Here is a 14,161-nt window from a genome sequence, read left to right as displayed (position 1 = left end):
AATAGGACGCAGGGGCGGCAGGAGGCATGCAATGGAACTGAAGTTCAGTCACGTCGATGTACTGGTCAACAATCTCGAGGAAGCCTGTGCTTACTACGCACAGATACTGAAGGCCAGGATCTCCAAAACGCTCGTCTGGGAACGAGGTGGTCTGCACGTGCGCTACGCGATTGCGCTGATCGGCCAAGAACGTTTCATGCTGGTACAGCCGTTGGCGGGGAACCTGAGGGAACTGTTGGACGCCTCGGGTGAAGGGATGATTTATCGCCACTGCTACTCGACACCGGACATTGAGAAGGCCTATGACGAATTGATGGTCGCCGGTGTTCAGCCAGAAGACGAAAACGGAGCGCCGTTGGCCCGCGCGAACCTGCAATCCCCGTCCGGGACACGCATCATCTGGTTGCCCAAGCGCTTCGGGCACTTCTCTATCGAGATCCTGGAAGACAAGGCGCTGGAGGCCTTTATCGACACTGCGTTTGCCTGAGAGGCACAAGCCCGAACGCACGTAGCCCCATCGGTCCAGCGGATATTCGCTGGGCCGATGTCATCTTTGTCATGGAAGACGCAGTGAAGTCCTCTCTCACTCCCTAGGCTTCGTGCGCCAACCTCTGCCATCATTGAAGAACTTACCAGCCGAGCAGAAAACATGAATCGTCGTAAAAAAATACAGCAGTTGTTAAAGGCTCACGCCAAAAAGGCCAGTGCCAAATTGGCACCGGCCAACAAGTCTAAATACATTAGTAAAGCTGACCGATTGAAGCTCGCGGCTGAACCTGGTCTAGACTCGATCATTTCCCCGGAGAGCTGATCTATTTACCTTAAACACCAGCGCAATTTACACATCTGTTTGGGCCAGGTATTCCTATGGCTCGCACCGTGAGGACGCAGCCTGACAATGCGCTCAACATCGCTCTCTTCGGTTGCTGGACGTTACGCGATAAAACCGGGACCGTGCCGCGCTCCCTTAACCAAACGTCAGGCACTTATCCAGCCTTACCGTTACGGAGCATATAAGACATGTCAAACATCGTCGCATGGACCCTGTTCGCCTTGGGCGTCTTCCATATTCCATTCGGTATTATCAAGTTCAAAACAGCATTCGCCGCCGCTGTAGACTCTGGCTTCGTTGACCAATTCAGAGCGCACGAAGATCGGCGCACTGCCCTCTGGTTCACCATGCTGGGGCCGCTTTTTATGCTCGCAGGGCAAACAGCGATTCACGCCGTAGCCGTTGGCGATCTCGCGCTACTTAAAATGGTTGGCCTCTATGTGTTGATGATCTCGATCATTTGCGTCATTGCTGTTCCAAGATCGGGGTTCTGGGCAACGCTGCTGGTTTCTCCGCTGATCATCGCGGCAGGGTATGGTTTGTACGCCTGATTCGGCTTGAGAATCGGCCTCTTTGGAGTCTCGCATGCCCCGTCTCTGCACCCTCCTGCCTCTGCCCTCCTCGACACTGTTTTCGCTGCGTTCGCGCAGCCTGCTCGCGCGGCACTGGCGGCGATGGATCCTGTGCCTGAGCATTGTCGTGCCCGGCATCGCCGGTGCAGAGACACGACCCGAGAACATGGTGTATCTGCGTACGATTGATCCGGGCATCGAGCAAGACATTCGCTATGCCAGCGCTCACAACTTCACCGGGCACCCACTCGACGGTTACGCCGCGCCACAGTGCCTGTTATCGCTGGACGCCGCCAAGGCCCTCGCTCGGGTACAAACGGCCTTGCGGGCGCAGGGCTACGGTTTGAAGGTGTTTGACTGTTATCGACCCAGCCGTGCCGTTGCCGATATGGGGCGTTTTGCGTCGGAGCCGGGTGACCCACGCAAGGCCGAGTTCTATCCACGTGTGGACAAGCAGGACTTCTGGCGCCTGGGCTACGTGGCCCGGGTGTCGAACCACTCCAAAGGCTCAACCGTGGACCTGACACTGACCGGCCCGGATGCCCTGCCCGCCGAGACCTGGACGCCTTCAGCCGGGCAAGTCGATTGCACGGCCCCTTATGGCCAGCGTTGGCGAGACGGCGCGCTCGACATGGGCACGGGGTTCGATTGCTTCGATGAGCGCGCGCATACCGACAACCCGACGATCAGCGCTGCCGCCAGGGACAATCGCCAGAAGCTCAGCAGGGCCATGGAGAAAGAAGGGTTTACCGGGTACTCGAAGGAATGGTGGCACTTCACCTACAGCGGGGAAGGTTCGCCGAAGAACGTCATGGACTTCCCCATCACGCCGCTGGGTGCACGGGATGTTCTCGACACCGCCAATCAGCTGATTGTGGTCACCACAAAAAACTGGACTGACATCCAGGGCACGGCCCAGCGCTATGAACGGCAGGGCAACACCTTTCGAAAATATGAAGGGTCATTTCCGGTAGTGGTCGGCAAGAGCGGGCTGGCGTGGGGCAAGGGTCTGAGCAGTGTTGAGCAACGCGAAGGCCCGCTCAAACATGAAGGCGATGGAAAAGCACCTGCCGGGGTGTTCAAACTGGGAACGGCGTTTGGCTACGACAGCACGGCCGACACCAGACTGCCTTACCTGGCACTCACCCCGACCATCGAATGCGTGGATGACAGCCACTCCGCACGCTATAACGAGCTGGTCGATGGAGCGACTGTTTCAAAAGACTGGAACAGCTCCGAACGGATGCGTCGCGATGACGACATGTATCGAAAAGGCATTTTCATCGAGCACAATACGCCGGCGTCCCCCGCCTCGGGCTCGTGCATTTTCTTCCACATCTGGCGCGGCCCCGCCTCCCCGACGCTGGGTTGCACCGCCATGGACCCAGCGGATATTTCTCGCTTGTTCAATTGGCTGGACCCTCGCCAGTCGCCGCTGCTGCTTCAAATGCCCGAGGCGGAATATGAGCAAATACGCGAAAGCTGGAACCTTCCCGAACGTTGATGGCTGGCAGACGGCGGCTGGAGGTCCTGATCATCGCCGAAGACCACCCAGTGCATATTCGTATACCCTATCTGAAATCCAATCCTGACGATCACGACCGTGGCCCTGACCAAACTCAACGCTCCCGACCTTGGCAATTCGCCTTCGACGTCGGAAATCATCACCCGTCATCTGCGTGACGCCATCGTCGCCGGGCATTTCGCCGAGGACGAGCCGATTCGCCAGGACGACATTGCCCGCCAGTTCAACGTCAGCAAGATTCCGGTGCGCGAAGCCCTCAAGCGCCTGGAGGCCGAAGGCCTGGTGATGTTCCAGCGTAATCGCGGGGCGATGGTCACCCGGGTTTCCGATGCAGAACTGGCGCAGATGTTCGAAGTGCGCATGCTGCTCGAAGACAAGGTGCTGCGCCTGGCCATTCCGAACATGACCGAAGACACCTTCGCCCGTGCCGAACGCATCTGCCAGGAGTTCATCGGCGAAGATGATGTGGGCCGCTGGGCCGAGCTCAACTGGGAACTGCACGCTTGCCTTTACGAACCGGCACAGCGTCCATTTCTGGTCGGCCTGATCCGCTCGGTCAACGACAAGCTGGAGCGCTACCTGCGCATGCAGATGAGCCTGTCGGCCGGCAAGGAACGCGCCGATCACGAACACCGGGAAATCCTTGCGGCCTGTCGCGCCGGTGACGTGGACCTGGCGGTGAAGTTGCTCGACGAGCACATTGCCGGGGTCTGCAAGACCCTGTTCGAGCACCTGCCTCACCACCACTGACCCCTCGCCACACTGTGCCGATTTCGTCATCGGCACTGGATAAAACCATCAAGCCGACACCCCTCTCTACAGGCCACTCTTTCGTTCACTCATCTGAACGGACGTGGCCATCCCATGAAACGCATCACCGTGATCGACTCCCACACCGGCGGCGAACCGACCCGCCTGGTGACCGCCGGTTTTCCTGACCTGGGCACCGGCAGCATGGCCGAGCGTCGGCAGCGGCTGGCCGAACAGCATGATCAATGGCGCGCCGCTTGCGTGCTGGAACCACGGGGCAGCGATGTGCTGGTCGGCGCCCTGCTCTGTGAGCCGGTGGACCCGAGCGCCTGTGCCGGCGTGATTTTCTTCAACAACAGCGGTTACCTCGGCATGTGCGGCCACGGCACCATCGGCCTGGTGGCCTCGCTGGCGCATCTGGGCAAGATCGGCCCTGGGGTCCACAGCATCGAAACCCCGGTGGGCACGGTGCAGGCGACGCTGCACGAAGACCATTCGGTCAGCGTGCGCAATGTGCCGGCCTACCGTTACCGCAAAGCGCTGTCGCTGCAGGTGCCGGGGATCGGTCAAGTGACCGGCGATGTTGCCTGGGGCGGTAACTGGTTTTTCCTGATTGCCGAGCATGGCCTGCGCGTTGCCGGCGATAACCTCGATGCGCTGACCGCCTACACCTTCGCCGTCCAGCAAGCACTGGAGGCTCAGGGTATTCGCGGCGAAGACGGCGGCTTGATCGACCATGTCGAGCTGTTCGCCGATGACGTGCAGGCCGACAGCCGCAACTTCGTCCTCTGCCCCGGCAAGGCCTATGACCGCTCGCCCTGTGGCACCGGCACCAGCGCAAAACTGGCGTGCCTGGCGGCCGACGACAAATTGCAGCCGGGACAGATCTGGCGTCAGGCCAGTGTCATCGGCAGCGAGTTCGAGGGTTCCTACGAACTTCAGGGCGAGCGCATCGTGCCGACCATTCGCGGCCGCGCCTTTATCAGCGCCGAAGCCAGCCTGATCATCGAACAGGACGACCCGTTCGCCTGGGGCATTCGTCCGTGAACGAGGGCCGGGTGGCCGATGTGATCGTGATCGGCGCCGGCATCATCGGCGCCGCTTGTGCCCAGGCGTTGGCGGGACGCGGCTTGCGTGTGCTGGTGCTGGACGCCGGCCTGCCCGGCGCTACGGCGGCGGGCATGGGCCACTTGCTGGTCCTCGACGACAACCCGGCCGAACTGGCCCTCAGCCAATATTCCCTGCAACGCTGGCGCGAACTGGCGCCGGCCCTGCCCGACGGCTGCGCCTACCGGTGCAATGGCACCCTCTGGCTGGCCGCCAATGCCGAAGAAATGGTCGTCGCCCACAGCAAATACCTGAACTTGCAAGCCCAAGGCGTGGCCTGCGAATTGATCTCCAGCAGCGCCTTACACCAACGCGAACCGGAACTGCGCGAGGGCCTGGAAGGCGGACTGCTGATCAATGGCGACGGCATTCTTTATGCGCCGGCAACCGCCAACTGGATGCTCGACACACCGAACATCAGCCAACGCCGGGCGCGAGTCAGCGAAGTCGACGGCAATCACGTGCGACTCGACAACGGCCACTGGCTAAGCGCCGAAGCGGTGATTCTGGCTAACGGCGTCCAGGCCAACGAGCTCTGCCCCGAATTGCCGATAGAGCCGAAGAAAGGTCACTTGCTGATCACCGACCGCTACCCCGGCAAGGTCACGCACACCCTGGTGGAACTTGGTTACGTCACCAGTGCCCACAACGCCACTGGCCCATCGACTGCATGCAATATCCAACCTCGACCGACCGGGCAATTGTTCATCGGCGCTTCACGACAATTCGGCACCACCGACCCGCAGGTCGAGGGCTGGATGCTGGCGAAAATGCTCCGGCGTGCCACCTACTACATGCCGGGGCTGGCGCAGCTCAACGGCATCCGCGCCTGGACCGGTTTTCGCGCTGCCAGCCCCGACGGCTTGCCGCTGGTGGGTCAGCATCCGCAACGCAAAGGCTTATGGCTGGCGGTCGGTCATGAGGGCCTCGGCGTGACGACCGCCCCCGGCACCGCCGACCTATTGGTCGCGCAGTTGTTCGACGAAACGCCGCCGCTGGCCGCGCAACCGTATCTGCCGCAACGTTTTCTCGGAGAGTCCGTTTATGCCTGAATTGATGCTGGACGGGCGTGCCCTGCGAGTTGCCGAGGGCACCAGCGTCGCCGCTGCACTGGCCCTGAGTGGCGACGGCTGCACGCGCACCTCGGTCAGTGGCCAACGTCGCGCACCGCTGTGCGGCATGGGCATTTGCCAGGAATGCCGGGTGACCATCGACGGTCGGCGACGACTGGCCTGCCAGACGCTGTGCCGAGACGGCATGCACGTGGAGACTCAAGCATGAACGAATACGCCGACCTGCTGATCATCGGCGCCGGTCCCGCCGGCATGGCCGCTGCGCTCGCCGCCGCGTCAAGCGGTGCGCGCATCGTCCTGCTCGATGACAACCCGTTGCCGGGTGGGCAAATCTGGCGTGATGGGCCTCAAGCCAAGCTGCCGAACCCGGCGCGTGAGATGCGCGAGCGATTGGAAGCGTGCAGCAACATCCGCCGTCATTCGGGCACTCGAGTGATCGCCTGCGCCGGGCCGAAACGACTGCTGGTCGAAGACGCCGATCGAGGCTGGGTGATCGGTTACGACAAACTGATTCTGTGTACCGGTGCTCGCGAATTACTGCTGCCCTTCCCCGGCTGGACGCTGCCCGGCGTGACGGGTGCGGGTGGCCTTCAGGCATTGATCAAAGGCGGGCTGCCGGTGCAGGACGAACGCCTTGTGATTGCCGGCAGCGGACCGTTATTGCTGGCCAGCGCCGCCACCGCAAAACACAACGGCGCCCAAGTGCTGCGCATCGCCGAGCAAGCCTGCGCGGCCGCCGTTGGCGGTTTCGCCGCGCAACTGCCACGCTGGCCCAACAAGCTGATGCAGTCGGTCACGTTGTTCGACCGCCATTACCGTACCGGAACCTATGTACTGGCCGCCCTGGGCAGTGAGCGACTGGAAGGTGTGCGCCTGCAACAGCAAGGGAAAATCATCGAACTGGAATGTGATCGCCTGGCCTGTGGCTTCGGTCTGATCCCCAACACCCAGCTCGGCCAGGCTCTGGGCTGCGAACTCGATGGCCAGGCGATCGCCGTCGATGCCTGGCAGACCACTCGCCGCGCCGATCACTACGCGGCCGGTGAATGCACCGGTTTCGGTGGCAGTGAACTGGCGTTGGTCGAAGGCGCCATCGCTGGCCACGCCGCCGTCGGTGACCTTGATTCGGCCCGAGCATTGTGGCCGCGTCGTGCGCGCTGGCAGGGTTTCGCCAACGCCCTCAACAAAGCATTCACCCTCGACCCGCAACTCAAATCGCTGGCACAACCCGACACCCTGGTGTGCCGTTGCGAAGACGTGCCTTACGCAGCGCTTGCCGGGCACACTGACTGGCGCGAGGCCAAACTGGCCAGCCGCTGCGGCATGGGCGCCTGCCAGGGCCGGGTGTGTGGCGGCGCGTTGCAGCACCTGTTCGGCTGGCAACCTGCGGCACCACGCCCGCCGTTCAGTCCGGCGCGGATCGAGACCTTGCTGTGCCTGGACGACACCCCGCCGGCCTGAATGCCGGCCCGGGGCTTTCGGCTCCGTCGCCGAGTCTTTATGATCCCGGGCATTGCCTCCAGACGCCCAGCGCCATGTATGCCTCGCTCACTACCTTCAAACCCTGCGACCTGCCCACCCTGCTGAGCAGTCTGCAGCCGATCGCGGCGTTGCTCGACACCCTGTCGGATGTGGTGTTTTTCATCAAGGACAGCGAAGCCCGCTACGCCTTCGTCAACCAGACCCTGGCCCGGCGCTGCGGCTTCAAACACAGTGACGAGCTGCTCGGACGCACCGCCGACATGGTCTTTCCCGAGCGTTTCGGCCCGCTGTACACCGAGCAGGATCGACGGGTGCTGTCCACCGGCCGTGAACTGGCCGACCAACTCGAACTGCACCTGTATTACGGTAACCAACCGGTCTGGTGCCTGACCCACAAACTCGCATTGCGCGACCTGCAAGGTCAGATCGTCGGTTTGGCCGGCATTTCCCGCGACCTGCAAGCGCCACAGTCCAGTCATCCGGCCTTCCAGAAACTTGCGGCGGTGGACGCGCATATCCGCAGCCATTTCGCCAGGCCGATCAGCCTCGCCGAACTGACCGCAATCGCCGGGTTTTCCGTGGCGCAACTGGAGCGCCACTGCAAACGGGTGTTCCAGCTCACCCCACGGCAGATGATTCACAAGGCGCGCCTGGAAGAAGGCTCCCGGCTTTTGTTGCACACCGACCTGCCCATCACCGAGATCGCCCTGCGCTGCGGTTACACCGACCACAGCGCGTTCAGCCGGCAGTTCCGCGCCTTGACCAGCCTGGCGCCAAGTCAGTATCGCGAAAGCCGTCGCTGAACCGGGGCGAGTGTTCCTTTAAGGGGCGCCCGGCGTTCCCATTGCTCCCTTCTGTAACACCGCCTGATACGGCCCGCCGAGGCGCTCTTTTCCTACGCCCTGTTCCCACAATCTTGTAAGACCTTTAGCTCAAGGCTTGGCGAATAATTCTCGCCTCAGTTCGGAAACAGGCACGCTCATTGCCAATCTAATATCGTATACGAAATTCACAATACGATATCCAACAGCACTTTCCGACAACGAGGCCTCTATGAAAAACCCCGCATTTGCCGTAGCCCTCAGCGCTGTTCTCAGTACCTCCTTTATCGCCACCGCCCAGGCCGACAAGCTCGACGACATCATTGGTTCGGGCAAGCTGCGCTGCGCCGTGACCCTGGACTTCCCGCCGATGGGTTTTCGCGATGAAGGCAACAACCCGGCCGGTTTCGACGTGGACTACTGCCGCGACCTGGCGAAAATCCTCGGGGTCGACGCGGAAGTGGTTGAAACGCCCTTCCCGGATCGAATTCCGGCACTGGTCTCCGGGCGCGCAGACGTGATCGTCGCCTCCACCTCCGATACCCTCGAACGGGCCAAGACCGTCGGCCTTACCGTGCCGTACTTCGCTTTCCAAATGGTCGTGCTGACCCGCGACAACACCGGCATCAACAGCTTCGCCGATATCAAAGGCAAAGCCCTGGGCAACACCAGCGGCACCTATGAAGCCATTGCTCTGGAAAAAGACGTGAAGAACTGGGGCACCGGCACCTTCCGCGCCTATCAGTCGCAGAACGACACGCTGCTGGCGGTCGCCCAGGGTCACATCGACGCTACCGTGGTCACCAACACCGTGGCTGCTGCCACGATCAAGTCGGGCAAATACAAGAACCTGAAAATCGCCGGTAACGCGCCGTACACCATCGACTACGTGTCCCTGGGCGCCAAGCGCAACGAGTATGGCTTGCTCAACTACCTCAACCTGTTCGTCAATCAGCAGGTGCGCAGCGGCCGCTACAACGAGTTGTTCACCAAATGGGTCGGCACCGAGATTTCACCCACCGACCTGACCGTGCCCAAGGTCTATTACTGAGGTGTCCGGCATGCCTAGGCCAACCTCTCTGACCGGTCGCAGCCTGGTCGCCGGCGCCGCCCAAGGCGCCCTGCTGTTTGCCGATGTGGGCTTGAGTTTCTGGGGCGGGGTCGATCCGTTTAGTGGAGAGATCATCGACCGTCACCACCCGCTCAGCGGCGAACATCTAGCCGGCCGGGTGCTGGCGATCCCCAGTGGTCGCGGCTCATGCACCGGCAGCAGTGTGCTGATGGAACTGATCAGCAACGGTCACGCGCCCGCCGCACTGGTGCTGGCCGAACCCGATGAGATCCTGACCCTGGGCGTGCTTGTGGCACAGACCATTTTCGAGCGTTCCCTGCCGGTGCTGTGCATCGGCCGGGAGGCCTTCGCCGCCTTGCGCGGCAAGGCCTTTGCTCGGGTCGAAGCCTCAACCGTGACCCTGTTCGAACACCTGCCGGGCGATGCCTGGCAGGCACTCGACAGTCCGTTGCAGACAACAGAAAAAAGCACCGCTATCGAACTCACCGAACACGATCAGGCACTGCTCGACGGCGAGCATGGCAAGGCCGCCCAAGTGGCGATGCAGATCGTCCTGCGCATGGCTGAACTGCAAGGTGCGCGCAGTCTGGTGGATGTCACCCAGGCACACATCGACGGCTGCATCTATACGGGACCTGCGAGCCTGCGCTTCGCCGAACAACTGGTGCAGTGGGGAGCCAAAGTGCGGGTGCCGACCACCCTCAATTCGATTTCCGTCGACCAACGCCGTTGGCGCGAGTTGGGCATTGATCCGGCACTCGGGGTACCGGCCAGCGCTCTGGGCGATGCCTACATGGCGATGGGCGCACAGCTGAGTTTTACCTGCGCGCCCTACCTGCTCGACAGCGCGCCGAAGGCCGGCGAGCAAATCGTCTGGGCCGAATCCAACGCCGTGGTGTATGCCAACAGCGTGCTCGGCGCACGCACCCTGAAATACCCGGATTACCTGGATATCTGCATCGCCCTGACCGGCCGCGCGCCCCTGATCGGTTGCCATCTGGACGCGCAACGTAAAGCGAGACTGCAAATCGAATTGCCGGTTTTAGCTGAACTGGACGATGCCTTCTATCCGCTGCTCGGTTACCACATCGGTGCCCTGGCCGGCAGCCGGATTCCACTGGTGCTGGGACTGGAACGCAGCAAGCCGAGCCTGGATGATTTGAAAGCCTTCGGCGCGGCTTTCGCCACCACCTCTGCCGCGCCGCTGTTTCACATCGCCGGGGTGACCCCGGAAGCACTCGACCCGAGGCAGGTGCTGGAGGCGAATGTCCCCGTGCCGGTGGAAAAAATCCGCCAGAAGGATTTGCTGCTCAGCTGGCGCGAACTCAACAGTGCCCGCGACAACCGGGTGGATGTGGTCTCGCTGGGCAACCCCCATTTCTCCCTCAGCGAATTCGCGCATCTGGCGCGGCTGTGCCGGGGTCGGCACAAACACCCCGAAGTAGTGCTTGCCATTACCTGCGGTCGTGCGGTGCTGGAGCTGCTCGGCGAACCGGTGATCCCGCTGACCGCCAAAACCTTGATGACCAACTCGGGCAAGTACGCCCATTACGCACCCGGCCTGGTGGGCCGCAAGGTGCACTTTGCCAACCTCGCCGAATGTGTCGACGCCGCCTGCAGCGCCACGGCCAGTGGTCGTTTGCCGGCCTGGCTGCAATCGGCCGCTTCTCTGGAGAACCCCGCGCATGTTTGATTACACCTTCCAATGGCGCGCGACCCTGCGCGCCCTGCCGGACATGCTCGCCGGCGCCTGGGTTACCTTCGAGACCGCTGCGCTGTCGATGATCTTCGGCGTGCTGATCGCCCTGGCCCTGACGGTGATGCGCGAAGCCAAACAACCGTTGTTGCGCGGCATCGGCAACGGCTGGGTGTCGATCGCCCGCAACACCCCGTCGCTGTTCCAGATCTACGTCCTCTACTTCGGCCTCGGCTCGCTCGATTTACACGTCAGCTCATGGTTCGCGCTGCTGGCCGGGATCACCTTCAACAACGCCGGTTACCTGGCGGAAAACTTTCGCGGCGGCCTCAAGGCTGTGCCCGGCACGCAAGTGCGCGCCGCGCGTTCGCTGGGCATGAGTGCCTTCCAGGCCTACCGGATGATCATCGTCCCGCAGCTGCTGCGGATCGTGTTCTACCCGTTGAGTAACCAGATGGTCTGGGCGGTGTTGATGACGTCGCTGGGGGTGATTGTCGGGCTGAACAATGACCTCACCGGCGTGACCCAGGATTACAACGTCAAGACGTTCCGCACCTTCGAATACTTCGCCATCGCCGCGGCGCTGTATTACCTGATTGCCAAGGCGATCGTCGCCGTCGCCCGGCTGATGGCCTGGCGACTGTTCCGCTACTGAGGAGGTGAGCATGTTGACCACCAGTTTTTCCTGGAATGACCTGCTGTTCTTGCTGGATGGTGCCTGGGTCACTCTGAAACTCACGTTCTGGTCGATCATCCTCGGCTCCTTCGCCGGGTTGCTGTTCGGCTTGCTGCGGGCGTTGTTGCCGCGCGCCAGCCTGCCGCTGGCCTGGGTGCTGGACGTGTTTCGCAGCGTGCCGTTGCTGATCCAGTTTGTGTTGTTCAACTCGCTGAAAAGCATTGTCGGCTTGAACATCAGTGCCTTCAGCGTCGGCTGCATTGTGCTCGGGGTCTACGCCGCCGCGTACTTCACCGAGATCGTGCGCAGCGGTGTGCTGTCAGTGCCGTTCACCGTGCGCCGGGCCAGTCGCTCGCTGGGCCTGAGCTTCCTGCAGGACTTGCGCTGGATCGTCCTGCCGATGGCCACGCGCGTAGCCTTTCCCGGCTGGCTGAACCTGGTGCTCAGCGTGATGAAAGACACCGCGCTGGTGATGTGGATCGGCATCGTCGAACTGCTGCGCGCCTCGCAAACCATCGTGACCCGCATTCAGGAGCCGCTGCTGGTGCTGTGCATCGCGGGCCTCATCTACTACGTCATGAGCCTGGTGGTCGCTCGCCTCGGCGCTCGTCTGGAAAGAAGGTGGCAAGAAAATGATTGAGATCGACAACGTACACAAATCCTTCGGCAACCTCGAAGTGGTCAAGGGCGTCAACCTGACGGTGAACAAGGGCGAGGTGGTGTCGATCATTGGCGGCTCCGGCTCGGGCAAGTCGACCCTGCTGATGTGCATCAACGGCCTGGAGCCGATCCAGAAAGGCAACATCCGCGTCGACGGTGTCGAGGTCCATCACAGCGCCACGGACCTCAACCGCCTGCGGCAGAAGATCGGCATCGTCTTCCAGCAATGGAACGCCTTCCCGCACCTGACCGTGCTGGAAAACGTGATGCTGGCGCCGCGCAAAGTACTGGGCAAGAGCAAGGCCGAAGCCGAGGAACTGGCGGTGAAACAACTGACCCACGTCGGTCTGGGCGACAAGCTCAAGGCCTTTCCCGGCAAGCTCTCCGGCGGTCAGCAACAGCGCATGGCAATTGCCCGCGCCCTGGCCATGTCGCCGGACTACATGCTGTTCGACGAAGCCACTTCGGCCCTCGATCCGCAGCTGGTGGGCGAGGTGCTGGACACCATGCGCATGCTCGCCGAAGACGGCATGACCATGGTGTTGGTGACGCATGAGATTCGCTTTGCCCGGGATGTGTCTGATCGTGTGGCGTTCTTTCGCAATGGGCTGGTGCATGAGATTGGTTCGCCGGATCAGGTGATTGGTAATCCGGTGCATGCGGAAACTGCGGCGTTCCTGAAATCAGTGAAGTAGCGGATGGCCCCTTCGCGAGCAAGCCCGCTCCCACAGTGATTTTGTGTACACCATCAAACCCTGTGGGAGCGGGCTTGCTCCGGGCGGCGTTCCGACGAAGGGGCCCTAACAGACAAAACAAGGAGCAGACAATGCGCTCATCGAAAGTCATCCATGTAGTCAGCTGCCACGCCGAAGGCGAAGTCGGCGACGTGATCGTCGGCGGCGTCGCGCCACCACCCGGGGCCACCGTGTGGGAACAGTCGCGCTGGATTGCCAAGGATCAGACCCTGCGCAACTTCGTCCTCAACGAGCCGCGCGGCGGCGTGTTCCGTCACGTCAACTTGCTGGTGCCGGCCAAGGATCCTCGGGCGCAGGTGGCCTGGATCATTATGGAACCGGCCGACACACCGCCGATGTCCGGCTCCAACTCACTGTGCGTGGCCACCGTGTTGCTCGACAGCGGCATCCTGCCGATGACCGAACCGCAAACCCGGCTGGTGCTCGAAGCACCGGGCGGACTGATCGAAGCGGTGGCCGACTGCCGTGACGGCAAGGTCGAACGAGTGGAAATCAAGAACGTGCCCTCCTTCGCTGACCGCCTCGACGCCTGGATCGAAGTTGAAGGTGTCGGCTCGTTGCAAGTCGACACCGCGTACGGCGGCGACAGTTTTGTGATCGCCGATGCCAAGCGCCTGGGCTTTTCCATTCGTCCTGATGAAGCGGCGGAGCTGGTCGAGGTCGGGCTGAAAATCACCCGCGCGGCCAACGAACAATTGGGCTTCGTCCATCCGCTGAACCCTGAGTGGTCGCACATTTCCTTCTGCCAGATTGCTGCGCCCCTCGTCTATGAAAATGGCATCGCCGCCGGCGCCAACGCGGTGGTGATTCAACCCGGCAAGATCGACCGTTCGCCCACCGGCACCGGCTGCTCGGCGCGCATGGCGGTGCTGCAGGCCAAGGGCTTGATGCAAGTCGGCGAGCGTTTTATCGGCCGTTCGATCATCGGTTCAGAGTTTCACTGCCGCATCGATTCGCTGACCGAAGTGGCCGGACGCCCGGCAATTTACCCGTGCATTTCCGGCCGGGCCTGGATCACCGGCACTCACCAATTGCTGCTCGATCCGAGCGATCCGTGGCCACAAGGCTATCGACTCTCTGACACCTGGCCTGGGGCCTGAGCACGGCCTTACACACCCTCACCCAAAAACTCTGACCAAC

16 protein-coding genes and 1 pseudogene are annotated in these 14,161 nt (G+C 62.0%); all 17 read left to right on the top strand.

Going from position 1 to position 14,161, the window contains the following annotated elements; translation table 11 throughout:
• Nucleotides 1–31 precede the first annotated feature (31 nt).
• Nucleotides 32–487: a VOC family protein gene (locus KGB03_RS11820; protein WP_223527149.1), complete on the top strand. Its 456-nt coding sequence runs from the start codon at nucleotides 32–34 to the stop codon at nucleotides 485–487.
• 2 nt (nucleotides 488–489) lie between these two features.
• Nucleotides 490–564, top strand: a pseudogene (locus KGB03_RS11815) (phosphotyrosine protein phosphatase); the annotation flags it as partial.
• 85 nt (nucleotides 565–649) lie between these two features.
• Nucleotides 650–811 carry a DUF2986 domain-containing protein gene (locus tag KGB03_RS11810; RefSeq protein WP_111448656.1) on the top strand — a complete coding sequence of 54 codons (162 nt, stop codon included), beginning with the start codon at nucleotides 650–652 and terminating at the stop codon, nucleotides 809–811.
• A 209-nt stretch (nucleotides 812–1,020) separates the two neighbouring features.
• Nucleotides 1,021–1,383 carry a DUF6463 family protein gene (locus KGB03_RS11805; RefSeq protein ID WP_111448657.1) on the top strand — a complete coding sequence of 121 codons (363 nt, stop codon included), beginning with the start codon at nucleotides 1,021–1,023 and terminating at the stop codon, nucleotides 1,381–1,383.
• 34 nt (nucleotides 1,384–1,417) lie between these two features.
• Nucleotides 1,418–2,908 carry a M15 family metallopeptidase gene (locus KGB03_RS11800; protein ID WP_223527148.1) on the top strand — a complete coding sequence of 497 codons (1,491 nt, stop codon included), beginning with the start codon at nucleotides 1,418–1,420 and terminating at the stop codon, nucleotides 2,906–2,908.
• A gap of 99 nt (nucleotides 2,909–3,007) precedes the next feature.
• On the top strand, nucleotides 3,008–3,679 hold the full coding sequence (locus tag KGB03_RS11795) for a GntR family transcriptional regulator (protein WP_176471612.1): 672 nt from the start codon (nucleotides 3,008–3,010) through the stop codon (nucleotides 3,677–3,679).
• Between the two features lie 114 nt (nucleotides 3,680–3,793).
• On the top strand, nucleotides 3,794–4,726 hold the full coding sequence (locus KGB03_RS11790) for a 4-hydroxyproline epimerase (RefSeq protein ID WP_218538582.1): 933 nt from the start codon (nucleotides 3,794–3,796) through the stop codon (nucleotides 4,724–4,726).
• Nucleotides 4,723–5,838, top strand: coding sequence for an NAD(P)/FAD-dependent oxidoreductase (locus KGB03_RS11785; protein WP_223527147.1), 1,116 nt, complete (start codon nucleotides 4,723–4,725; stop codon nucleotides 5,836–5,838). Before KGB03_RS11790 ends, KGB03_RS11785 begins: the two co-directional genes overlap by 4 nt.
• The gene (locus tag KGB03_RS11780) at nucleotides 5,831–6,067 is read left to right on the top strand and encodes a (2Fe-2S)-binding protein (protein WP_008157207.1); all 237 of its coding nucleotides are present in this window, start codon (nucleotides 5,831–5,833) and stop codon (nucleotides 6,065–6,067) included. The genes KGB03_RS11785 and KGB03_RS11780 overlap by 8 nt, the downstream gene beginning before the upstream one ends.
• Nucleotides 6,064–7,320: an FAD/NAD(P)-binding oxidoreductase gene (locus KGB03_RS11775; RefSeq protein WP_223527146.1), complete on the top strand. Its 1,257-nt coding sequence runs from the start codon at nucleotides 6,064–6,066 to the stop codon at nucleotides 7,318–7,320. Before KGB03_RS11780 ends, KGB03_RS11775 begins: the two co-directional genes overlap by 4 nt.
• 74 nt (nucleotides 7,321–7,394) lie before the next feature.
• Nucleotides 7,395–8,144 carry an AraC family transcriptional regulator gene (locus KGB03_RS11770; RefSeq protein WP_074877194.1) on the top strand — a complete coding sequence of 250 codons (750 nt, stop codon included), beginning with the start codon at nucleotides 7,395–7,397 and terminating at the stop codon, nucleotides 8,142–8,144.
• Between the two features lie 250 nt (nucleotides 8,145–8,394).
• Entirely contained in the window at nucleotides 8,395–9,213 is an 819-nt protein-coding gene (locus tag KGB03_RS11765) for a transporter substrate-binding domain-containing protein (RefSeq protein ID WP_008157204.1), read from the top strand.
• Between the two features lie 10 nt (nucleotides 9,214–9,223).
• Nucleotides 9,224–10,927, top strand: a complete 1,704-nt coding sequence (locus KGB03_RS11760; protein WP_223527145.1) for an aconitase X — start codon at nucleotides 9,224–9,226, stop codon at nucleotides 10,925–10,927.
• Complete coding sequence (locus tag KGB03_RS11755) at nucleotides 10,920–11,585, top strand: amino acid ABC transporter permease (RefSeq protein WP_218538576.1); 666 nt, start codon at nucleotides 10,920–10,922, stop codon at nucleotides 11,583–11,585. Before KGB03_RS11760 ends, KGB03_RS11755 begins: the two co-directional genes overlap by 8 nt.
• Before the next feature lie 10 nt (nucleotides 11,586–11,595).
• Nucleotides 11,596–12,246 carry an amino acid ABC transporter permease gene (locus KGB03_RS11750; RefSeq protein ID WP_008157201.1) on the top strand — a complete coding sequence of 217 codons (651 nt, stop codon included), beginning with the start codon at nucleotides 11,596–11,598 and terminating at the stop codon, nucleotides 12,244–12,246.
• A complete protein-coding gene (locus KGB03_RS11745) occupies nucleotides 12,239–12,961 on the top strand; it encodes an amino acid ABC transporter ATP-binding protein (protein ID WP_008157200.1) in 723 nt (240 codons plus the stop codon). Before KGB03_RS11750 ends, KGB03_RS11745 begins: the two co-directional genes overlap by 8 nt.
• Before the next feature lie 131 nt (nucleotides 12,962–13,092).
• The gene (locus KGB03_RS11740; protein WP_223527144.1) at nucleotides 13,093–14,121 is read left to right on the top strand and encodes a trans-3-hydroxy-L-proline dehydratase; all 1,029 of its coding nucleotides are present in this window, start codon (nucleotides 13,093–13,095) and stop codon (nucleotides 14,119–14,121) included.
• Nucleotides 14,122–14,161: the final 40 nt, after the last annotated feature.

This window comes from Pseudomonas sp. BF-B-26, assembly GCF_019956495.1.
Taxonomy (GTDB): Bacteria; Pseudomonadota; Gammaproteobacteria; order Pseudomonadales; family Pseudomonadaceae; genus Aquipseudomonas.
This window is presented reverse-complemented; position numbering and strand designations above follow the sequence as displayed.